Annotated in this window: 21 protein-coding genes and 1 pseudogene; 7 read left to right on the forward strand and 15 right to left on the reverse strand. The window is 40.7% G+C overall.

The window, feature by feature from the left end; genetic code table 11:
• Positions 1-112 precede the first annotated feature (112 nt).
• Both RMY64_RS22700 and bioD read left to right on the forward strand, forming a co-directional pair.
• Positions 113-1,873: a protein kinase domain-containing protein gene (locus tag RMY64_RS22700; RefSeq protein WP_322673648.1), complete on the forward strand. Its 1,761-nt coding sequence runs from the start codon at positions 113-115 to the stop codon at positions 1,871-1,873.
• Positions 1,873-2,583, forward strand: coding sequence for a dethiobiotin synthase (bioD, locus tag RMY64_RS22705; RefSeq protein ID WP_322701174.1), 711 nt, complete (start codon positions 1,873-1,875; stop codon positions 2,581-2,583). Before RMY64_RS22700 ends, bioD begins: the two co-directional genes overlap by 1 nt.
• A gap of 184 nt (positions 2,584-2,767) precedes the next feature.
• Here the strand turns inward: bioD and RMY64_RS22710 are convergent, their stop codons facing one another.
• Together RMY64_RS22710 and RMY64_RS22715 are read right to left on the reverse strand one after the other, a co-directional pair.
• On the reverse strand, positions 2,768-5,434 hold the full coding sequence (locus RMY64_RS22710) for a PAS domain S-box protein (protein ID WP_322701175.1): 2,667 nt from the start codon (positions 5,432-5,434) through the stop codon (positions 2,768-2,770).
• Between the two features lie 182 nt (positions 5,435-5,616).
• Entirely contained in the window at positions 5,617-5,754 is a 138-nt protein-coding gene (locus RMY64_RS22715; RefSeq protein WP_322701176.1) for a hypothetical protein, read from the reverse strand.
• Between the two features lie 161 nt (positions 5,755-5,915).
• On the opposite strand from RMY64_RS22715, the gene RMY64_RS22720 reads away from it, so the two are divergent.
• Both RMY64_RS22720 and RMY64_RS22725 read left to right on the forward strand, forming a co-directional pair.
• Complete coding sequence (locus tag RMY64_RS22720) at positions 5,916-7,526, forward strand: DEAD/DEAH box helicase (RefSeq protein WP_322701177.1); 1,611 nt, start codon at positions 5,916-5,918, stop codon at positions 7,524-7,526.
• On the forward strand, positions 7,456-8,670 hold the full coding sequence (locus tag RMY64_RS22725) for a DUF790 family protein (RefSeq protein WP_322701178.1): 1,215 nt from the start codon (positions 7,456-7,458) through the stop codon (positions 8,668-8,670). Before RMY64_RS22720 ends, RMY64_RS22725 begins: the two co-directional genes overlap by 71 nt.
• Before the next feature lie 57 nt (positions 8,671-8,727).
• Here the strand turns inward: RMY64_RS22725 and RMY64_RS22730 are convergent, their stop codons facing one another.
• On the reverse strand, positions 8,728-9,744 hold the full coding sequence (locus tag RMY64_RS22730; protein WP_322701179.1) for an aromatic ring-hydroxylating dioxygenase subunit alpha: 1,017 nt from the start codon (positions 9,742-9,744) through the stop codon (positions 8,728-8,730).
• Between the two features lie 128 nt (positions 9,745-9,872).
• Here RMY64_RS22730 and RMY64_RS22735 point away from each other — a divergent pair, with 128 nt between their 5' ends.
• Positions 9,873-10,091, forward strand: a complete 219-nt coding sequence (locus tag RMY64_RS22735; RefSeq protein ID WP_322701180.1) for a hypothetical protein — start codon at positions 9,873-9,875, stop codon at positions 10,089-10,091.
• Positions 10,091-10,504 carry a PIN domain-containing protein gene (locus RMY64_RS22740; protein WP_322701181.1) on the forward strand — a complete coding sequence of 138 codons (414 nt, stop codon included), beginning with the start codon at positions 10,091-10,093 and terminating at the stop codon, positions 10,502-10,504. The genes RMY64_RS22735 and RMY64_RS22740 overlap by 1 nt, the downstream gene beginning before the upstream one ends.
• A gap of 89 nt (positions 10,505-10,593) precedes the next feature.
• Here RMY64_RS22740 and RMY64_RS36885 read toward each other — a convergent pair.
• A pseudogene (locus tag RMY64_RS36885) lies at positions 10,594-10,671 on the reverse strand (hypothetical protein); the annotation flags it as partial.
• 171 nt (positions 10,672-10,842) lie between these two features.
• On the opposite strand from RMY64_RS36885, the gene RMY64_RS22750 reads away from it, so the two are divergent.
• Complete coding sequence (locus tag RMY64_RS22750) at positions 10,843-11,940, forward strand: DUF3239 domain-containing protein (RefSeq protein WP_322701183.1); 1,098 nt, start codon at positions 10,843-10,845, stop codon at positions 11,938-11,940.
• Between the two features lie 101 nt (positions 11,941-12,041).
• Here the strand turns inward: RMY64_RS22750 and RMY64_RS22755 are convergent, their stop codons facing one another.
• The 11 genes from RMY64_RS22755 to RMY64_RS22805 form a co-directional block, all read right to left on the reverse strand.
• A complete protein-coding gene (locus RMY64_RS22755; RefSeq protein WP_322701184.1) occupies positions 12,042-12,287 on the reverse strand; it encodes a type II toxin-antitoxin system Phd/YefM family antitoxin in 246 nt (81 codons plus the stop codon).
• A 153-nt stretch (positions 12,288-12,440) separates the two neighbouring features.
• The gene (locus tag RMY64_RS22760; RefSeq protein ID WP_322701185.1) at positions 12,441-12,905 is read right to left on the reverse strand and encodes an SMI1/KNR4 family protein; all 465 of its coding nucleotides are present in this window, start codon (positions 12,903-12,905) and stop codon (positions 12,441-12,443) included.
• A gap of 14 nt (positions 12,906-12,919) precedes the next feature.
• Positions 12,920-13,312 (reverse strand): deaminase domain-containing protein, encoded by a 393-nt coding sequence (locus RMY64_RS22765; protein ID WP_322701186.1) that lies wholly within the window; start codon positions 13,310-13,312, stop codon positions 12,920-12,922.
• Positions 13,313-13,344: 32 nt separating this feature from the next.
• On the reverse strand, positions 13,345-13,629 hold the full coding sequence (locus tag RMY64_RS22770; protein WP_322701187.1) for a 2Fe-2S iron-sulfur cluster-binding protein: 285 nt from the start codon (positions 13,627-13,629) through the stop codon (positions 13,345-13,347).
• An 18-nt stretch (positions 13,630-13,647) separates the two neighbouring features.
• On the reverse strand, positions 13,648-14,853 hold the full coding sequence (locus RMY64_RS22775; RefSeq protein ID WP_322701188.1) for a P-aminobenzoate N-oxygenase AurF: 1,206 nt from the start codon (positions 14,851-14,853) through the stop codon (positions 13,648-13,650).
• A 39-nt stretch (positions 14,854-14,892) separates the two neighbouring features.
• Positions 14,893-15,798 carry a ferritin-like domain-containing protein gene (locus RMY64_RS22780; RefSeq protein ID WP_322701189.1) on the reverse strand — a complete coding sequence of 302 codons (906 nt, stop codon included), beginning with the start codon at positions 15,796-15,798 and terminating at the stop codon, positions 14,893-14,895.
• Between the two features lie 120 nt (positions 15,799-15,918).
• Positions 15,919-16,968, reverse strand: coding sequence for an aromatic ring-hydroxylating dioxygenase subunit alpha (locus RMY64_RS22785; protein WP_322701190.1), 1,050 nt, complete (start codon positions 16,966-16,968; stop codon positions 15,919-15,921).
• 5 nt (positions 16,969-16,973) lie between these two features.
• Positions 16,974-17,714 (reverse strand): hypothetical protein, encoded by a 741-nt coding sequence (locus RMY64_RS22790; RefSeq protein ID WP_322701191.1) that lies wholly within the window; start codon positions 17,712-17,714, stop codon positions 16,974-16,976.
• A 260-nt stretch (positions 17,715-17,974) separates the two neighbouring features.
• Complete coding sequence (locus RMY64_RS22795) at positions 17,975-18,979, reverse strand: aromatic ring-hydroxylating dioxygenase subunit alpha (protein WP_322701192.1); 1,005 nt, start codon at positions 18,977-18,979, stop codon at positions 17,975-17,977.
• Complete coding sequence (locus RMY64_RS22800; protein ID WP_322689855.1) at positions 18,963-19,385, reverse strand: Mpo1-like protein; 423 nt, start codon at positions 19,383-19,385, stop codon at positions 18,963-18,965. Before RMY64_RS22800 ends, RMY64_RS22795 begins: the two co-directional genes overlap by 17 nt.
• A gap of 343 nt (positions 19,386-19,728) precedes the next feature.
• The gene (locus RMY64_RS22805) at positions 19,729-21,396 is read right to left on the reverse strand and encodes a DUF262 domain-containing protein (protein ID WP_322689856.1); all 1,668 of its coding nucleotides are present in this window, start codon (positions 21,394-21,396) and stop codon (positions 19,729-19,731) included.
• Between the last annotated feature and the right edge of the window lie 13 nt (positions 21,397-21,409).

Genomic DNA, 21,409 nt, shown 5'->3' on the forward strand with positions numbered 1-21,409 from the left:
AGTCTACTTGTTGAGTATAGTAGAATATTGCCGCAGGTAACTGTCCGTCGCCTCTTGGACTTAATCTTTGTGGGCGATCTCCTCAGTTGCTACTACACTCAATCAACCGATCATGCAACCACCGATTACAGTTGGCACTGTCTTGCAAAACCGTTACCGCATAATTCAAATTCTCGGACAAGGAGGATTTGGTAGAACCTATCTGGCAGAAGACCAGAGGCGCTTTAACGAACTTTGCGCGATCAAAGAATTGAATTCAACAGCAAGGTCGGCTTTGGATTGGGAGAGGGCACAAGAGCTTTTTCACCGAGAAGCTGCCATTTTATATCAAATCGAACACCCACAAGTGCCGAAATTTCGGGAAAGATTTGAGCAAGACCAACGCTTATTTTTGGTGGAGGACTACGTTGCAGGTCAGACTTACCGCACTCTGCTGGCTGAACGTCAAGCTGTGGGTAAAACTTTCACAGAGGCTGAAGTATTGCAGCTAATAGAGTTGTTGTTGCCTGTTTTAGAGCATATTCACAGTCGAGGCATTATTCACCGGGATATCTCGCCAGAAAACATTATTTTGCGAGATAGTGATGCGAAACCTGTGTTAATTGACTTTGGGGTAGTGAAGGAACTGGCAACGCGTTTACAATCGCCAAATAATCCCCTGCCAGAAACCACCGTGGGAAAATTAGGCTACTCTCCCAGCGAACAAATGCAAACAGGAGGAGCTTATCCTAGTAGTGATTTGTATGCATTAGCGGTAAGCGCGATTGTTTTGCTGACTGGTAAAGAACCAAAGGATCTATTCGATCAAAACCAACTAACTTGGAATTGGCAGCGGTGGGTAAAAGTGAACCCGCGATTTGCTCTAGTGTTGAATCGAATGTTGAATCATATACCGAGCGATCGCTATCAAAGTGCTACTAGTGTATCTCAAGCACTACAACCTTTACATGAAGTCAGTCTTCCGAATGTAAATGTGTCTAACTTGCAGACAATGGCAGTTAGTCGCCGTCCTGACTTAGTAGCACCAGCAGCTTCGCCCAAGAAAACCGATCCTGTGATTCCACCAAGTCCCACTAACTCAATTTTGGATAATCCGTTAGCGATCGTCGCAATTGCCATTGGTGTAGTGATCGTAGCAGGATTTGGTTCTTGGGCAATAGTCAGTTCCATCCGCAGTCAGTCAAAAACATCAGATGAGACGCTTCCACAAAATTTCCCTTCACCAGTAATTTCTGGTGGTACTACATTCACACCGACACCGACATCTATACCCACACTGACACCAACACCGACATTAACACCAACATCCACACCTACTAACGATCGCCCTGTTATATCTACTAAGCGCCTCAACCTTACAACATCTAACCCGATCGCGGTTGAAGGTACTCTCAAAGCAAATCAAATTATCCAATACAGCTTTTTTGGACGAGAAGGTACTAAATTAAATACGTCTATTGACCCAGGAAGCAGCATTTTGCTAACAGTCTTAAGTCCCAATGGACAACCAATTGAGAATACTGCCCAACAAGTCACATTTTATCAAGGCACATTGTTGGTTACTGGTAGATATACTATTGAGTTAACTCTGCTTTCAGGTGTTGCCGAAAGCAATTACAATCTCAATGTTGCATTAGAAAAACCAGTCAAACCAATTCCCACAGAGACACCTTTGCCAATTCCCACAGAAACACCCTTGCCAATTCCCACAGAAACACCCTTGCCACTTCCTACAGAGACACCTTTGCCACTTCCTACAGAAACACCCTTGCCAATTCCCACAGAAACACCCTTGCCACTTCCGACCATTACTGAAGCGCCGACTTTGCCGCCGACTGATGGAACCCAACCATTTTCTGGCCAAAGAAATTAATGTTAAACACACTACTGATTACTGGAACTGATACGGAAGCTGGTAAAACTGTTTTAACAACAGCGTTAGCAGCTTATTGGCAAAAATATTACCCGCAGCATCACTGGGGAATTATGAAACCGATTCAATCGGGGATTGGCGATCGCGAGTGGTATCAAAAGCTATTCGTGCTAGAACAATCTGCTGAAGAAATTACACCTTTATACTTTCAAGCACCTCTGGCTCCTCCCATAGCAGCAGCAAAGGAAAATCGCCAAGTAGATTTAGCAGTAGTTTGGCAAGCTTTGTCTAAGTTGCGATCGCAGCGTGATTTTGTACTTGTAGAAGCCTTGGGAGGGTTAGGTTCGCCAATAACTGAAGAATTAACGGTAGCTGATTTAGCGGGGGAATGGCGTTTACCAACAGTATTGGTAGTACCAGTGAGATTGGGTGCGATCGCTCAAGCAGTGGCGAATGTAGCATTAGCTAGACAATCGCGCGTCAATCTCAAAGGCATTGTTTTGAACTGCGTACAACCCCGAACGGATGCAGAAATAGCCGACTGGACACCATCTCAATTGATTCAATCACTCACTAACACGCCAGTTTTAGGCTGCTTACCCTATCTAGATAACCTGACTGATTTAGATAAACTTGCTCAAATAGCATCAGATTTAGATTGGGAAACACTAATACCAATTCAAAATTCAAAATTCAAAATTCAAAATTAAGAAAGCCAGACACAACAAAGGTATGTCCGTATGTATCTGTTGCATTCTTTTTTCAAAGTGGTATAAGACTTGAGAATGATTTAAATTGACATTACCGAAGGAAGGCAGGGGAGAAATCAATTCAAAATTCAAAATTCAAAATTCAAAATAAAAGAACTTCTGCCTCTTGCCCCCTGCCTCCATCCTAAATAGCCTTCATTGACAGACTGACAACGAATGTCGCCCCCTGTCCAATTCCTGGACTTTCGGCTAACACTGTACCACCGTGTAATTCTACTAAGTGACGGACGATCGCTAACCCTAATCCTAGTCCGCCATGCGATCGCGTGCTGGAACTGTCAGCTTGACGAAAGCGTTCAAATACATGGGGTAGGAATTCGGCAGCAATTCCCGCTCCCGTATCACTCACCCGAATTTGCACGTAAGATTCAATACACTCTAATTGCACATCAACCCTGCCGCCCTTGGGTGTAAACTTGACGGCGTTGGAGAGCAAATTCCACACAACCTGTTGCAAGCGGTTGGCATCGCCCACAACTATCTCCACTTTCGGGTCGAATTTACATTTGATGCTAATCTCTTTAGCCTGGGCTGCTGGATACACAGTATCAATTGCCGCCTCTACAAGCGATACAAGTTCAACCTGCTCCCTCTTTAAATGGAGTGTGCCTCTAATAATTCGTGATACATCGAGAACATCTTCAATTAGTTGTGTCAGCGATCTAGTATTCCGTTCAATTGTCTCTAGTGCCCGGCCAGTAGTAGCTCGATCGAAGTTTCGAGTTATAAGTAGCTGTGTCCAGCCCAGTATAGCATTGAGGGGTGTACGGAGTTCGTGGGAGAGTGTGGCGAGAAACTCATCCTTCATCCGGTTTGCAGTTTCGGCATCGGCGCGTGCTGCTTGTTCGCGTTTCAGCAGTTCTTCGCGTTCTTGCTCTGCTTGCTTGCGATCGCTAATATCAATCATGAATCCATGCAGTAACTGTGGGCCATTTTCATCCCGCACTACATTTACAATGTCATATAGCCAGACAACTCTGCCATCAGCAGCTAACATTCTGTATTCAAATTCGTAATTATTTAGTGATAAAGAAGATTCTTGGCAATACTGAATAGCCCACTGCCGATCTTCTGAATGCATATTTTTTTCCCAGAAATTATCGGTGTACCAGTCTGACAATGGATAGCCTAGAATCTCAACAGTTTGCGGCCCTACGTAAGTAAAATTCCCAGTATTAGCATTTACCTCCCAAGGAATCACGCGGACTTTTTCAGTCAGCATCTTTAACCGTTTCTCGCTTTGTTTGAGAGCTGCTTCTGCTAACTTGTGAAGTGTAATATCTGTGACAAGGGCAACAAATCCTGCAACTTTCCCCTCCTGACTGAACTGGGGAATGTAAGTGACATTCACGTAACGGTTTGTGCCATCTTTATCGGGTAATTGGGTTTCGTAAGTTACTTGCTCTCCTGAAAGTACTGCTTCTACATAAGGAAGAATAGACTGATAAACCGACTCTCCCAAAATTTCTCTAATATGTTTACCAGAAATTTCGGAAGCAGGAAGCTCATACCAGTCTTCATATTCTTTATTATTAAAGCGATAACGCTGCTCGCTATCAACATAAGAAATTTTGACGGGCACAGCATTGGTAATTAGACGCAGTTCATCTTCTCGTTGACGGAGTGCTGCTTCGGCTCGTTTGCGTTCTGTGATGTCGCGTTGAGTTCCCCACGCTCTCACTAAAAACCCATTTTCGACAATTCCCACTAGATTATTCAAAAAATATTTAGAATTACCTTGCTTATCTATTTCATGAGACTCGGCATCAATTAGTCGGTAGTTAGAACGGATAAAGTTACGCAGGTATGCAATATTATGTGGATCGGAGGCAACAAGAAAGTCTCCTAATCTGACACCGATAATTTCTTCGGCACGAGAACAGCCATACATCTGTGCCATAACATTATTGCATTCTGCCAAGTAACCATATTGGTAAAAATGTTGAATTTGTTCATCTTCTGGACAATCTAGCGAAATTGGTACTTCCAGTTCGATGCACCAAATACCTTCTGAACTCTGCTCTAAAAAAGTGCGGTAGCGTTCTTCGCTTTTAGAAAGGGCAAGTTCTGCTTGTTTGCGTTTGCTTATATCAATCACAAAAGAAATAATATGATTTTGGTTATTTTCTAATAAAGCAGAATCTAACAGAATAGGAACGCGGCTCTTATCTTTGCGGATGTATTCGTTCTCAAAAGGCTGACACACGCCTTTAGTTTTGAGTTCTGCGATTGCACTGTTGTTAGTTTCAATATATTCTGGTGGGATCATGTCGTGCCATCTGACTCGTCCTGCTAGCAAATCCTCCTGAGAATAACCTACCATTCGTAAAAAAGCATCATTAGCTTCTGCGATCGCCCCGTCCATATTGGCTACAATTACCCCAATAATGTTGGACTCTACCAACCTTTTAAATCTGGCTTCGCTCACCTGTAGTTTCTGCAAACTCGTTTGAAGATGTTGTTTGGCAGTGCGTAATTCTGAGTTCAGCAAGTTAATAATTGTTGTCACCAGTACAAACAAGCATAAGCGCAGTATGTTGTCAAGACTTACAACCAAGAGCGAAAACACTGGTTCTAAGAAAAAGTAGCTGACGGCTAAAGTAGACAAAGCAGTAGCCAGTAACCCTGCTTCCATATCGCCATACCAGGCACTAACCGCCACAGCAGCAAAAAATAGCAGAAAAATACTTGGTTTGAGTAGTGGCTGTAGCAATAGTGTTAATAGCAATACGCTACCAACAGCCAATAGTGCCACAGCATAAGGCGCTAGAAGGGAACGTGTTCCTCTCAATGTGGCTTCTCCTTTTATGCAGCTAGCTAAAAGATTATTCCCAAAATCAGCTAGAAAATGCGTAGGCGTAGCCCGTCATAGACAATTTTAAAAGCATATATTTTGCCTTCTAATTGTGAATTTACCCAAAGAAAAAAAGTAATAAAAGTCAACCCAGCTATTAATATAATCTGCGCCTGCAATTACAGATGTTTCAGCAAAAAGCTCTGTCGCTGTTCTTTGTAAAATTCAGACAGGTTATTGGTGGTTTGTCGATAGGACATTCCATGACTAATGAGCGCATCTAGTTGGGTTTTGTCGGAGTTAGTTGGATGAATCATGCACTTTTTGCGTTATTAGTAATCAATAGACTGGGGAATGGGGACTGGGGACTGGGGACTGGGGACTAGATACTAGATACTAGATACTAGATACCAAGTACTGAGGACTAGGAAAAACTTTCCCATCCCCAGTCCCTAATCCCCAGTCCCTAATCCCCAAAATGGCTCGTACCCCTACATTAAATTTTGATCGTGGCACATTAATTTTGCATCCACCACCACGCGGTAAAGGTTGGATGGACTATGCTACGTGGGATGATAGAGTTGAAAAATTCCGCATCCCAGCAATTAGATACCGATCGCTAGTGGAAGCACTACAAGCGGAAGATGTGAATTTTATCGATGAGGCCAAGCAATTTTATCCTGTAGATTTGGTTCCTACTCTGGAAATGGAACCCTATTCTCACCAGACTGAGGCGCTAGCAGCTTGGAAACTGGCGGGTAGGCAAGGGGTGGTTGTGCTTCCCACGGCGGCGGGAAAGACTTATTTGGCGCAAATGGCGATGCAGTCAACGCCACGCACGACGCTGATTGTAGTACCAACTTTAGATTTGATGCATCAGTGGTATGCACATTTAGTAGCGGCTTTCCCCGATGCTGAGGTGGGATTACTGGGAGGTGGTTCGCGGGATCGAACAGCAATTTTAGTTGCAACTTATGATAGTGCCGCAATTCACGCTGAGACGTTGGGAAATCAATATGCGTTGATTGTTTTTGACGAATGTCATCATTTACCAACAGATTTTAATCGAGTAATTGCAGAATATGCGATCGCACCTTATCGCCTGGGACTCTCCGCGACACCGGAACGTACTGATGGCAAGCACGCTGACTTAAATATCCTCATTGGTCAAGAAGTATATCGCAAACGCGCTGAAGATTTGGCAGGGAAGGCATTAGCAGAGCATGAAATTGTCCAAATTAAGGTAAAGTTATCGCAACTTGAACGGGAAAGATACAACCAGTTAATTCAAACCCGCAACGACTTTTTGAAGCAATCAAAGATTTCTTTGGGGAGTTTGCAAGGTTGGCAAATGTTCGTGCAAATGAGTGCGCGCTCGCAATCTGGACGTAGGGCAATGTTAGCGCATCGAGAAGCGAAAGATATCGCTTTGGGTACTGATGGAAAGTTGCGAATTCTGATTAATTTATTGGCAGAACATTATCCGGCAAGAATTTTGATTTTTACTGCGGATAACGCGACGGTTTACCGCATTTCTCAAGAGTTGCTCATTCCGGCAATTACTCATCAAACTCCTGTGAAAGAACGGCATGAGATATTAACCAAGTTTCGAGAGGGTAAATATAATACTTTGGTTGCTTCTCATGTTTTGAATGAAGGTGTTGATGTACCTGCGGCAACTGTTGCAATTATTTTATCGGGGACTGGTTCGGCTAGGGAGTATACTCAGCGGTTGGGTAGGGTTTTACGGAAGGGGAATATTGAGAATAAACAGGCGATTTTGTATGAGGTAGTGGCGGAGGATACGAGTGAAGAGGGGACTTCGGCTAGGAGAAGAGGACAAGGGGACAAGGGGACAAGGGGGCAAGGGGAAAATCAAGGGAAGTTACAGGTTGTGTATGGGAGTGGGAAGGAAAGGAGTTTGAAGGCTGCGGAACAGTTAGAAATTAATTATTCGATCCAAAATCCAAAACTTATACTGAGCGAAGTCGAAGTATCTAAAATCCAAAATTCAGCAGATGTTACCAACAGATTTACTGATGCATCGCCAAAACGGGGAGGAGATCATCCCGAAGAGACTGAAGATTGATCGAGCAACTTCGGAGTTGGCGATTGAGTTAATTAATTATTTTCAATCAGCAGTGGGGAAGACTCAAGGTATGCTTGAGCGACAACTAACTGATTTTGAAGGAGATTCTACAGATTATCGAGTGAAGCGGGGGTTAGCTTATATTCTCAAAAGCAGTTTTTGCACTTTTGAGATAGTTAGTCCGCTGGAACCACAAATGTTAAGAGAACGGGTGTTTTCGTTGGCTGCAAAGTCTGTTGCTAGTCGGGAATCAACCCAAGTTACTTTGAGTAAAATTGCTGATGAGTTAACTCAAGAACTTGAGCGGGAAGTTTTGTTAGAACAGGTTCGGAATGGACTCTATGCTGATTTATCTGAAAATAAGATTTTGACAGTGTTTGAGGCACCAACAGCGCCAGATTTGTTAAATCGATATAACTTATCTCAAGTACAGGGTGTGTTTTATAAGGCCAGTCAACTGGTGTTAAATGCTCACCGGAATGTTCCAGGAGAATATAAGTTGTTATTTCGCTATTTAAAGTTGTTTCAATTGATGGCTTATATTGAAGGTGATGCTGACCACGGGTTTACAATTACTATTGACGGGCCGACGAGTTTATTTAATCCTAGTACGCGATATGGATTAGCGATCGCTAAACTTATTCCGGCTTTACTTCACGTTACTAAATGGAGTCTTTCTTCGATTCTCCAAACCCGCGATGCTTATACAAATACTTGGAAAACTGGACGTTTTACTCTCAATTCCGAATGTGGTTTGGTATCCCATTATCCACCAGGTAAGCCCTACGATAGTATGCTAGAGGCATCCTTTGCTGATAAATGGGATGCGTTGAAAAGTGGTTGGGCATTAGAGCGAGAAGTTGATTTGATCCCAATTCCTGGTAGCGTAATGATTCCTGATTTTCGCTTGGTGCATCCTGATGGACGCACTTTCTTGTTAGAAATTGTTGGTTATTGGCGACCAGAATATTTACAAAAGAAGTTTTCTCAGGTGCGGCGGGCTGGACGTGATGATTTGATTTTGGCAATTTCCGAGCGACTTAATTTAGAAAAAGCGGGAGTAAAATTAAATGATGTCCCCGCCAGAATTGTTTGGTTTAAAGATAAGTTATTGCCAAAAGCTGTGTTAGCTGTGATGGATTGAACAAGGAAAAATGACTGGGAAAATCATAATTAATTTATGCGGAGATAATATTATTTTTTAAACCCAAAATGTAACTTTTACTAATTGATTTGGCAATAAACGCGGATCTTCTCCACGAGATATAGCTGCCATAATTGACTCGACAAATATATGAATTGTGTCCGCAGGCGTATTATAAAATTGTGTCCCGTATTTAGCGATCGCTTCTCCCTGAATACCCAAAATTTCCACATCTTGACGGATAATGTGTTGAGCAGTCCACCGCACAAAGGGACGTGCTAACTTATTCCAAATACCGTAGTTATAGGTGACATCGGTGTAAACCAGAGTTGAATTATCGGTTTCTGGAATAGATTGACTGGTAATGAACAAATGGCGATTCTGTGCCATTTTATATTCCACAGAGGTAATATTGGGCATATAAAAGCGATCGCTATGTTTAATCTCTGCACCCTGCAAATTCAGAAAACGGCTGTACCATCCCAAATTACTGTTTTCGTTGCGATACTCCACCAAAACCGAACCATTACAGCGTTCTACAGTCATCTCTAACTTTTGTTGGCGGGAAGTACGGAAAACACCAGGATGAACAAAAGCCGTATGGGGAATATCAATAAAGTTCTCCGCACAATTAGTAACATTGTTAGCAAAACGGTTAATTACCCGTACCGTCTCCCATCCTGTTTGTCCATAGTGAGGCATAGAAAAGGGTTCAAAATCAACGCTATCGGCTAACCGCACATAAACATAGCCATCCTGTTCTTTGGTAGCGTAACCCTTGGCTCGACGCTGTGGGGAAGGTTTGAAATCATCTCCTTCCGCTGGAACAGCAATGACATTACCAACCGCGTCATATACCCAACCATGATAGGGACACTGTAAAGCACCGTTACAGATTTTACCTGTTGATAGACGGCTATTACGGTGTAAACAGCGATCGCGCAAAGCTACGGGTTGTCCATCTTCACCGCGAAATATTGCTAACCATTCTCCTAAAACGGTGCGTGATAATACTTTGTTAGATTGTAACTGTTCGCTGAGTGCGACAATGTACCAGAAATCTGCAAATTGCATAGTGGGTGGGAGCGATCGTATTTAAATTATGGCAATGTCTTGAGTAGAACAGCATTTCTGTAACTATCGAATTCCAAAAGAGCTAATTTACAATTAAAAATGAGATAACCTAAGACGAGGAAACGATCGTGACATTAGAACAATTGCAAAAGCAGGTATTAGAGTTACCAATTAGCGATCGCTGGACATTAGTGCAGATCCTTTTGGAGTCGCTACAGCAAGAAACTAGTTCTGAATTGAAAAAGGGTAACTTGTCTCGACTGCGAGGGATTGCAAAAACTACAGAAATATCAAGTGAAGATGTTGAAGTAGATTATGTTAACTATCTGACTGAAAAATATCAATAATGCGAATTTTAATTGATACAAATGTTGTGCTTGATTTTTTACAAGAGCGAGAACCTTTTGTAGAGGATGCGGTAAAACTATTTGCAAAAATTGATGCTGGTGAAATCGAGGGGTTTATTGCAGCAACAACAATTACAAATATCTATTACATTGTCCGCAAAATATCGGGTGCGATCGCTGCTCAAGATGCGATCGCACAAATTCTGACAGATTTAAATATTTGTGCAGTCGATAGAGGAATTTTGGAACGAGCAATCGCACTTAATTTTCAAGATTTTGAGGATGCGGTGCAGTGTGCTTGTGGAATAGCACATGGGGTTGATGCGATCGTAACTCGTGATGCGTCTGGATTTGTCAGCGCAGGAATTTTAGTAATTGCACCAGGGGAGTTAAAAAATATTGGTAGTGAGTAAATGAAGCGATGTCTACGACGGGCTACGCCTACGCGCAAAGCTACGGGTTGTCCATCTTCACCGCGAAATATCGCTAACCATTCTCCTAAAACGGTGCGTGATAATACTTGGTTAGGTTGTAACTGTTCGCTGAGTGCGACAATGTACCAGAAATCTGCAAATTGCATGGTGGGTGGGAGCGATCGTATTTAAATTATGGCAACCGTTCGGTAAACTGGGCGTTAGATTTCATGTTATTTAAGGGCAACCTAATTTTAAGCATAAGTTGAAGTAGATGCCTCAATCTCGTACTAACAATTTGAGCTAAAAACTAAAAAATTAGGTAGCTGAGTACAACAATGGTAAATCAACCACAACGCCCTTTTACAGTAGATGCTAGTACCCATGCGTCAAATCCTGGAAATCTGCATATTGATTATTTCTATTGGATTCGTTCATTTCCTAGCGAACCAATTGAATTGATTTTTCCGCTCACCATTGTGGTTGTGCTAGCTTTTCTTACCAATTGGATTTTTGGGTTTGCGTTTTTCGGAACACTGCGTGAGGGCAAAAGTTTACATCTTCTGCCATCTGCATTATTTGGAATTGCTATATTTAATATTTTTTTCGGCATAGGAATATTTTGGATTCTTAAAAAACTTATATTTCTGACAATCCGTACCCGCGAACACTTCCTTTATGGTTGTGTCAATCCTGGTGTTGTTGTTGCATTAAAGCCACCTCTAGTTGCAGTATTCACAGACCTCACTACAGGTAAAGCGCCACGTCATGCGATCAAAATTTTGCCTCAACCCCTTAAGTGGATGAAGAACGGAGTACCACCAGTGGGTACAAGGTTGGCTACAGTCGCTCTATATGAGGGCAACCTTCATAAAGGTTACTGGGACGACTTTTATCCAGTAGTAATTGATTGTGTCACTGGCAATCAAGCCGATATACAAAGAGTCTTAGAGAGTATTCCAGATTGGGAATGGGAGCAGCTTGAAGCAGGACTTGGATATATTAGGACAACTAAGCCAGGACTGTATACCATACCTTTTGTTCGTTGTGCATTCTGCCACCAACTCATCTTCCTGCCGCTTTATCCGATGCACAGAGAAAAGCACACAGAACCTTTGGCAGATGGTCAAATGACTGACCATGTTACTATTCATCCAGAACGCCGTTATCAGGGCGCACTTGATATAGTTCCGCAAGCTTACATCCACCCACATTGTAACGGTGCAACAAGGATGCCAGAGGAAATAATTCGTAGCTACCTAGTTAACCCATTCCTATACAATGAGCACACATTTTGTTGTGAATGCAATGATTACATCCATCAAAAAGAACTTTACTGGATTGAAACAGGGCAATGCTTGGCAGAATATTTTCAAGACTTACAAAAAGAATACATCCGTTTACATGGTAATCCTCCTCCCAATCCATTCGTGTAGCAGTAAGTAAGTTGGTTTGAGGCTAGGAAAAAACCAACATTTTACAATACTGATAGTAGCGATCGCCAAGTTGATAGTATAGACAGTGGCGAATTAAAGTTTTACTCCTCACCGCCCTCAAATGCTGCCAATATCTCATCCGGTAAAGGGGCGTTAAAGTCCTCTGGTACTACAAAACGCCCTTTATCCTGTCCTAAACTATCGCGGCGATTTGATGAGATGCGAAACGGAACTAATTTGGCAATGGGAATGTCTCGATCAGAAATAATGATTTCTTCTCCATGCTCTACCCACAACAAAAGCTGTGAGAGATTCGTTTCAGCTTGATGGATATTTACAGTTTCCATGATTTTATCTAAGTCTCTAAATTGAGTTTAACAAATTCATCTTTCCATAAAATATTACTGTAAAATAAGCTTTGTAAATTCGCTTTTAGTGGGTACAAATACAACGTTCTTGGTTAAGAGGAAAACTGATTGTCAATTTGATATGGCAAATATCTAACTCGCTAGAGACATTGAAGACTTTAAATATAGCTCTATTTCCACCGCTAAAAAATCACTAAATGTATCATGGCTTTTGACAAAATAAGACTCTTCCTGCCCTTCGCAATATGAATAAGTTGGTGGATTATCACCTTCTGAAAGCCTGAAAAAGCTAAACTGATAACCCTGGTGCATGAAAAATACAAAAGCATCCTCTGGTAAAGCTTCAGGAAAATCATTTTCTACCAAAAGTTGTTTAGCCCATTCTTGAATTTGCGGTAGATGCTGGTAAAAGCAATCTGAACCACGCAAAAACTTACCTGCACTATGCCCCATCATCTTAAGAAAGTCTTTGTAAATACTGGGCAAAGTAATACCTTGTTGTTGTTCAAATTGAATTATTTCCAAATCTGAACATGGCGAAAGCTGATTCTCGTTAAAAATCAGTTGAAGTGGTTCGGGTAAATTGCGAATTAACATTTATACCGACTCCTTTACGCAATGTTTCCGTGATGTACATTTAGCTGAATGTTCGGGAAAGTTTGCCTAAACTGCTTAATGACATACTCATACGAATCACATGGCTCTCTCTCGGTGAATAACTCAATTTTACCTTTTACTTCTCTATTATTTGTATATTTTTGAGTAATAGCTTCTAATATTTTGTATTCTGAGTCTAAGTCTCTTCGGTGTCCGGTAACTTCAAAGGTTTTAAACATCGGTTGATTCGGTAAAACAACCGCTCCCTCTCGCAACAGCTTACCACTAAAGGCGAATAGCTCGGTAAACGTCTCATCTACCCATACTCTAGCAATAGCAACATTTCGGGCTGGTGCTGGCACGTTACAAGTTTTACGAATTTCTGCGACGCGCTTTAACCAATCCATACTTGCTCTTTTAGTTGTTTTTAAATCACCATCTAAATCCTACGAATTTCAACATTACCTGTAACATCAAGCTGACAAGCTAACCGCGCATGAGAATAATTAGCTGCTAATGTCTCCAGCATTTCCTGTTCTTCAGGTTGAGGAGGAGGAATATCACCAATAACCTCAACCAAACAAGTTCCACAAATACCAGTCCGACAACCAAATAAAACAGGTGAATTCTGAATCGTGAGATGTTCAGATAAATTTTGATGACATTCCAAAGTTATAGGAACAAAATCACTTCCCGGAAACGATATTTTACATAATTCAGCCATAATACGCAACAATTTTACCTAAACAACACTCTTCCATTCTTCTCTGTGGCTCTGCGTATCTGCATGAGATAAAATCAAATCTTTTTGATATTCAAAACTTTGAAAAGCCCTTTGTTGAGTTACCAAATATCGAGAAATTGAATTAGTAGCCATCAGTGACATATCTCGATTACGTTGCCAAAGATAATCAAGTTTTTCAATATACACTTGATAAGATTTCATTGCCTCCTGATGAGTTGAAAAACTGCGGTGTAATCCTTCCGACTCCTCGGTAAAACAACGGCGCATCATTTCTTTAGCATCTCGATCACTCATACCAAAAATAGGCGATCGCAACACCCGATAAATCTTATTATACAGCGCCGGATCGTACCAAAATATCCCGTTAATCGCAGCCGAAAAATGAAAATGATCGCGTTGACATCCCAGCAATCCTAAATTAGCTACCAGTCGCTCAAATGCAGTCGGTGGCTTCAGACAAGTGACAACATCGTGAGATATAATTGTCGAACTATTGAAATGAAAACTTTCATCCATAAAGTGATAATAGGAGACTTTAGCAGGGATTGGAGCAGCTTCAGGATGAGGATGTTTTTGATAATAATTGCTGAGTTTGTGCTGTACTAACTTGCCGTTTAGTGTCCGCACTCCCCGGACTGTAAAATACTGACAAGCCAAAAAAGTATTATTCGCAGAAATCAGCCCAAAGTATTGAAGTTGAATTTTTTTCCACCAAGTTTTTAGAGCATTGGTGTCAGCATAAACCATCGTTTCTGTAAAGGGGCCGCGCATGGGGTAGGTAAAGATAAGTTCCCCAAACAACGCTTGTTCAACCTGTTTGGCAATTGTGCGGAAAGCGTTAATGTGCGATCGCTCTTGGGAAGACTCCAAATCTAATGTATCGCAGATTAAGCGAAAATCTTCTTGAGCGTAAAGTCCGGCTGCACTGGTTTGATTGAAAAATATAGTTGCAATTTCGGCAGAAACAATTTGTGAGTAGTAAGCTACCCAGTAAAGTTGGTTCAAAATTATACGCTGATGTTGAGTAGACTGTTCCCATAAAGGTGTACCATATAGCAGGGAAAATTCCTCTGGATTCCAATACTCGTTTTGACAATCTTCGTAGCGAAACTTGGTGACTGCTTCATCCATTAAAGCAGTATGATCTTGCTGTTTGTTGCGGGTGTGGTTGATTTGTAATTTGCGATGAATAGTTTTTTCCATATCCGTTTTTATTTAACGCAGAGATAAGATTGATATTTATTACACGCATTGATGGGCGGGGAGTGGTTCAAAAGCTCCGCGTTCTTCTAAATTTTGCAGGATAGACTGGGCTGATGTTCCCCCCATGAGCGATCGCAATATTTGTAATCGCGTTCCACTGTGGGTTTCTGTATCTAGTTCTTCTAAAACTTGGATTTTTTGCGATCGCGTCAGATGTCCTTTCACTTGTTCGATTGCTATAAGTAAACTTTGCGGCCCCACCTGTACCATAAACAAAAACTGTGCCAATACATCAAGAATTGTTGTTTGACTGAATGCTGAAACAGTAATTTGATCAAACAAGGTGGTTCCCGTAGCATGATGACGGGATTCAGATTGTAAAAAACTGGAAAAAAGTTCTGCTAAAGCTGGATGGCGACATTCCTTAGCTAAACGCCGATAATGGCTTAAACCCCATCCTTCTAAAACAACTTGCAGGACAAACAATAAAACTGTTTTATCTGCACTTTCAACCACTTCTGATAGTAAGCGCAAAAACGGATCGTCCGTATTAGTTACTTCCATTTCTGGTAAAAAATGGCTAATTTGGTGAAGGTGGGTAGCTTCATCAGCCGTAAACAATCCATAAAGCATTCGTTCTTCAACTGTTTCTGCTAACAGTACCATTTTTGCCATGTAGCCAACCCCTACTTTCTCGATGAAATATGATTCTTCTAACAAACTGCGGTTGGCAAGTTCTAGAATAGCAGATTGTTCAGTAATATTAGATTGTTGAAAAATTTTGACTTGATGTAAGTTAAAAAAATCAGCATTCCAATAATTTAATTGTGGATAATTATCATAATTATTCTGATTGGGTAATGCTGCTGTTAATATCCGTCGCAAACGGTCATTAGAATCTGTGTGTGGTAAATCAAAAGCAACAATATTATATTTTAAATCCATTTTTTCTGTTCAATTAAAGTGAATTCAGGGTCATACCAATTCTCCGTAAGTTTACACTTAATAATTACTCCTTCTCTCTCTTGGCGTACTTGGCAGTTCGTTTAATAATTAATTGCATCTTCATAGCGAATTACTATTAGGTGTTGATATTTGAATATTTGGATAATTAACAGTTTCCCAAGTTCCCCAGGTTAAAGCTTTCTGGTGATTAACGTGCTGAATAAATTCTAGAATAGATTGATCTGCTTTAGTAGGAGTCTTTAAATCAAACTGAATTGTCTGAAATACCTGTGTATCCCCTTTGGCAAAGTAATTACCAACTTGCTGAGTTAACCATAATAAACCACGATTTAAAATCCATCCCCAAAATCCCGGACGCTTAGGAGTGACAAGAATTGTTTGTCCTTCAGTTTTACCACCTTCTATCATTCGCAGTGTAAATATAATGTAGAAGTGCAGGAAATCCGGGCCTAGCGTCACAGTGCCAGTACTGCCATACCAGTAACACATACTATAAGTAACTTCGTTGCGATATAGAGGACGAATCAGGCGAATTAACCAGGAATCATCCCCTCCGCGTGTAGTGTTACTGAAGGTAATAGCGCTAGGGTTGAGGTTTTGAGAATCAAATACAATCTCTAAGGGCAAATTGTGTACTGTATTGAAATGGTGAGCATCAATCGCATTAATTAGTAAGACATTGGGATGGCAGTTTTTGACAAAGCGAGTCCCCAATATGTGATCGCAATCTGCCTGTTCTAGTTCTGGTACGAAGGGCAGCGAGCTTGGCTTCTTTTCTCCCAACCAAACCCAAATCATGCCGTACTTTTCTGCCGTATGCCACGTTTGAATACACACAGGTAGCGGTTTTCCCAGAGAAGGAACATCTACACAAATTCCGTGACTGTCATATTTCCAATTATGAAAAAAGCAGCGAATTCCGTCACCTTCTACCTTACCTTCTGCTAAATGAGCGCCCATGTGTGGACAATAAGCATCTATAGCTACTACCCGATCGCTAACTCCCCGATAAATTGCAAGATTTCTACCTAGCAAAGTTATAGCTTTTACCTTGCCAATTTTTAATTTTTTTGATGCTAATACCCAGTACCATCCCTCTATAAATTGTGTCGGGTTGTTAAAGTTTGATTGTGGGTTTGTAAATACCATAAAAGTTAAATGAGGACACAATCTTGCACAAATTGTAACGATGATTCTGACTCCCACATCCGTTTTCCCGCACGAGTGAGATTGTCATAGTTAATTTCAGTTAAACAAACTAATTCGTCCCCTAATCGATAGCCAGGGTTTTTTTCTTCAAAAAACTGAATATGGGGGTTAGTTTGTCTTCCTGTGGGGATTTCAATTAACCCCTCACAGAGAATTTGGGGATGCGGAAAATTGACGATACCAGTTGATTCTTGGTATAAACTACCATAGTATTCGCGTGCTAAACTCACCATTATATTTGTAATATTGGCAGGTGTTGTAACATCATAACGCGGGTAGAAATCTTGCCAAAAAGTAGGGAGAAAACGATAAGTGCGAAAACCAGAGCAAATTAGCAACCAGTAAAGTTTATTTTCTGCATAGTGTTGACGCAGAAAATTGATGGCGGCAATCCAACTACGTGGTAGTGTTGTACTCGACCAAGCACTAGGATCAACAATAGTGTCGCCAGAATACACCACACTAATTTTTTCTCCCAAAAAAGTCGTTTGGCATAACATCAGAGTTGAAAATCCTTTGAGTATATTAGATGTTTCATCTCTTAACAACAAAACCCAGTTTTTGCGCTCTAGATCGATTTGAAAGCCATCCCAGGTTATACCTTGAAAGTGATTTTGCAGCAACGCATACATGGCGGTGCGATCGCTTTGTTGCAAATTTTCAACAGGAATCAGCAAACTCTTCATTGTGCGGAAATTACTTAAATTCGATTTGTATTATATTTAATTAAAACATTATCGACCATTATGGTAAATTTACGGTGTAATGTGACAGATTCCAGAATGGTTATTTACGTTACAATTCCGTATTCACATTTTGCACCCTCTCAATAAGAGTTAATGGAAATCGCCTACTCTACAAAATAATTAAGATGTATTTAGATTGAGAAACAAAACGCAACATTATCAAAGCTTTTGTTGGGTTAAGCGATCGCTAATCCAAGCTACTATTCTACACCCCTACTTTTTGACCATCGAGACGGTTCTAGCTGATTTACATACTCCATATATTTAGCTAATGGCCGATCGATACTAAGGAGTAAATTCGGATTAAAGCGAATATTATCGTAAATTTTGCCATCCTCATCTCTGAGCATATAGTAAGCTAACCGAGTACAGAATAACAAAAATTGACTTTGCAGATACCCTTGAATACCTTGACGTTTTTCAGTTACATAAATCGGTTGAATTATCGTTTTTCCAGATGAAATTGGAGTATAAGCATATATCATAAATAGTGGCGGAAAAAGCCTGACATCTTTCATCATTGTTAACAAACCAATGCAACCATGAGCATAACGCATTGAATATTGATATGTAGAACCAAGAAATCTTTGACCTAACTTTTCTCTCCAAGTAGTTTGAGGGAATTGTCCCCGCATTGTAAAGTCAATTTGTGTCCCTAATTCACTACGATTTAGCGATAGATCCATTTTGATATCTAAATGATGAATTGTTTTTAAATGTTGAGCATCAATCCCATTCATCATACAAATATGGTGATGACAACTTCTTTCAAATGCAATATCAGCTTGTGCAATAATTTCTTTTCCCTTCAATTCATCAAAGTCAGCCACTCCCTCTGGTGCTTTAGCATCTGGATAAATCCAGATAAATCCATACTTTTCCTCTGTTGCATAAGCTTGTAACTTAGCTTGAGTAGGAATTTCTGATTGACAGGGAATATTTTGACAAAGCCCTGTTTCATCAAATGCCCAATGATGAAATGTACAACGAATCAAATTACCATCAACCTTCCCAATTCCTAAATCTGTCCCCAAATGAGGGCAGTAAGCATCCAAAGCCCGTACTTGCCTATCTTCACCTCTAAAAATGGCAATTTTTTGACCGCATACTTCTACAGATTTTGCTGTTTTTTTAGGGATTTCATGACTAGGACAGGCAATATACCAACCCTTAGCAATTACATTCCAATTATTGAATATTTGCATAATTGTTTGATAGATAATTATTTAATATTTCTTGCCGTTGGCGAATATCATCTCGATATTTACCCGTCAAAATTCTAAATAACATTTTACCTAAACAATAAGAAGCCCGCCAAGAAAATACAGCATCTTGTAAATCAATATGGCTACGCTCAAATAGAAAATGTCCAGATAATCCCAATAATTGAGTTAACGGTAATCCTAAGAGTAACCAAAAATTTTGCAATTTCCAAGTATAAAAGAGTAAACTGTAAAAAAATAATATTCCTAGAATGTGTAGAGTAATATTAATTGGATGTTGATGTTTAAGAATAAAAATATCCCAATAGTCTGTAAAAGGATGATCTTTAATTTTATTATTAATACGATTTTTTAACTTTACTTGAGGAATAAAATTGATATTACTCATAAGATAATGTATGACCAAGCAATAGAATTTATATATTAATAATCATTGTCAGCTACACAAATCCCTTTACATTTAATGCCGTTCGTAGCAGTACGCTGACAATGAGGACATAGAACTTTTTCATTTTCTGTTTCTTGATTTGTCTTTATACTAGTGCTTGCCTGTAGCTTGTCTTTTTCGGTCTGGACTTTTTCACTCATAAGAATGGAGGAACTTTTTGGTGTTTAAATTTTACACTTCATTAAAGAGTGATTATTGTTGACGCACTATCTAATATAGCAAAATGATACTTCTGCTAAATAAAGCTTTTTACTCGGTAATAAAGTTTAATCAGGGATTATATTTAATCCAAGGGACTTAGCCAAATATTATTGGCAATAAATAACAAACTCTTTGCTCGTTCCTCAATTTCTGACGTTCCCCAACTGGTCTGCTGAAGAATCCAACGGTTTAACTCGATATGAGTATTTTCGAGTTTAGCTTTCTTCTCTGAAAAAGGGAGGTTGCTCAACTCTGGGTTATAACTAGTCAAAGTCAAGTTGCCGAATGTATTAACCAGGGTGGTATGTATTTTCTCTGATTCTGAACCTAGCTCATTTCTCCATTCCTGAGTCAGCGTTTGAGGTAGAATATGCTCTATTGTTGCCGTTGAAAGATCCACAGTTTCTTTATGTTTAAAGGATTTTTCAAGACGGCAAAGGATAAAACGAGTGCTCCCACGTCCATACTGTGGTTGGTTCATAAAGGCTGCGGCGAACTCACTATCTTTCGGAAAACGACTCGTACCACCACCTGATGACAAAGAACCGTGCAACCATTTGACATGATCCGTCTTGGGAAAGTTTTTAGCCCACTGGATAAAGAGTTTGTTTAGACGGTTAGTCGGCACTTCACAAACAGCCCGCCGAACCACGAAGGATTCGATCAATCCAAGGCATTTCTCCAATTCAACGTCGCTGAGATGCCCATTCTGGCGAGCATCAAACAGGCGGAGCAAGAGCGGATAAGAGGTCGTTACTTTAAGTTCTTTAATATTCTCCAAGCAGTCACGAATGCTTGCTGTTTCTTCTTTGTCTGGCAAAAGTAATCTAGCATAAAACTCTCCAAACCTTTGCATAGACCGAACTTCTGCTTCGACTTCTTGCGTTAAGTCCATACTTTTTAGCTTCGCCCTGGTAGCTGCATATATGCCACCTTGCTTGATGTCATCCCCATCTTTCATCATGTAATGGCGAAGAAATTCGGTGAGGTTGGACTTAAGCATACTCTCAAGTGGAATCCAATATTTTGAGTAAACCCGCTCCTGCTCTCCATCAGCAGAAATCGAGTGGCGGAAGCGCATCAGCAGATAATTCCTCACTAAGTCAGCTTGGGTGAGTGGTTCACCCTTAAAATTAAGGCTCTCAAAAATTAAATACGGATCGTCATCGTCGCCAAGGTTGATCATCACAACTTGGAGACATTGCTCCAGGGTAATTAGCACTTTGGCGGGATTTACAAGATTGTCATTAAGGTCAGTGCTTTTGGTTAGTTTGTCTTTAAAAAAATGATAGGCAACAGCCATCCGAACATCTTTGTTTTTTGGCGGAACCTGACGGTCAAGGGCAATGGTACGGTACACATCCCGGTCTGCCTGGGTTGGCACAAACTTCAAGGTGTCCTCTGGATCGCGGAAGCGATTAGTTAGATAAACCTCCTGTATTCGTGAGGCAGAATTTGAATCAAGACAATCACGCAGAGCGCAGAGAAGTAACGACACGGTTGTAAGGCGCTGTTGTCCATCAATGATGAGATACTTACTAACTCCTACAGGCACACTGCGCGCTGGGACAGAGACAATCGCCCCCATAAAATGGGCTCCAGTATCGCCCACTTCATACTGCACCATCAGATCATCCCATAGGGTTTGGCAATTGTTCTCAGTCCAGGTATAAGGGCGCTGGAAAAGAGGAATTAAATTTTGCTTTTCACCGTTGAAATACTGAATAACTTTAGCGGGTGAGGCTTCCATTGAATTTGCTTTG

Source organism: Nostoc sp. DedQUE08 (assembly GCF_034530895.1).
Classification (GTDB): Bacteria; Cyanobacteriota; Cyanobacteriia; order Cyanobacteriales; family Nostocaceae; genus Nostoc.

Bases quoted from the DNA above. Each gene is read 5' to 3' on its own strand.
- RMY64_RS22700 (WP_322673648.1), top strand. From the start codon at position 113: ATGCAACCACCGATTACAGTTGGCACTGTCTTGCAAAACCGTTACCGC.
- bioD (WP_322701174.1), top strand. From the start codon at position 1,873: ATGTTAAACACACTACTGATTACTGGAACTGATACGGAAGCTGGTAAA.
- RMY64_RS22715 (WP_322701176.1), bottom strand. From the start codon at position 5,754: ATGATTCATCCAACTAACTCCGACAAAACCCAACTAGATGCGCTCATT.
- RMY64_RS22720 (WP_322701177.1), top strand. From the start codon at position 5,916: ATGGCTCGTACCCCTACATTAAATTTTGATCGTGGCACATTAATTTTG.
- RMY64_RS22725 (WP_322701178.1), top strand. From the start codon at position 7,456: ATGTTACCAACAGATTTACTGATGCATCGCCAAAACGGGGAGGAGATC.
- RMY64_RS22730 (WP_322701179.1), bottom strand. From the start codon at position 9,744: ATGCAATTTGCAGATTTCTGGTACATTGTCGCACTCAGCGAACAGTTA.
- RMY64_RS22740 (WP_322701181.1), top strand. From the start codon at position 10,091: ATGCGAATTTTAATTGATACAAATGTTGTGCTTGATTTTTTACAAGAG.
- RMY64_RS22750 (WP_322701183.1), top strand. From the start codon at position 10,843: ATGGTAAATCAACCACAACGCCCTTTTACAGTAGATGCTAGTACCCAT.
- RMY64_RS22755 (WP_322701184.1), bottom strand. From the start codon at position 12,287: ATGGAAACTGTAAATATCCATCAAGCTGAAACGAATCTCTCACAGCTT.
- RMY64_RS22760 (WP_322701185.1), bottom strand. From the start codon at position 12,905: ATGTTAATTCGCAATTTACCCGAACCACTTCAACTGATTTTTAACGAG.
- RMY64_RS22765 (WP_322701186.1), bottom strand. From the start codon at position 13,312: ATGGATTGGTTAAAGCGCGTCGCAGAAATTCGTAAAACTTGTAACGTG.
- RMY64_RS22770 (WP_322701187.1), bottom strand. From the start codon at position 13,629: ATGGCTGAATTATGTAAAATATCGTTTCCGGGAAGTGATTTTGTTCCT.
- RMY64_RS22775 (WP_322701188.1), bottom strand. From the start codon at position 14,853: ATGGAAAAAACTATTCATCGCAAATTACAAATCAACCACACCCGCAAC.
- RMY64_RS22780 (WP_322701189.1), bottom strand. From the start codon at position 15,798: ATGGATTTAAAATATAATATTGTTGCTTTTGATTTACCACACACAGAT.
- RMY64_RS22785 (WP_322701190.1), bottom strand. From the start codon at position 16,968: ATGGTATTTACAAACCCACAATCAAACTTTAACAACCCGACACAATTT.
- RMY64_RS22790 (WP_322701191.1), bottom strand. From the start codon at position 17,714: ATGAAGAGTTTGCTGATTCCTGTTGAAAATTTGCAACAAAGCGATCGC.
- RMY64_RS22795 (WP_322701192.1), bottom strand. From the start codon at position 18,979: ATGCAAATATTCAATAATTGGAATGTAATTGCTAAGGGTTGGTATATT.
- RMY64_RS22800 (WP_322689855.1), bottom strand. From the start codon at position 19,385: ATGAGTAATATCAATTTTATTCCTCAAGTAAAGTTAAAAAATCGTATT.
- RMY64_RS22805 (WP_322689856.1), bottom strand. From the start codon at position 21,396: ATGGAAGCCTCACCCGCTAAAGTTATTCAGTATTTCAACGGTGAAAAG.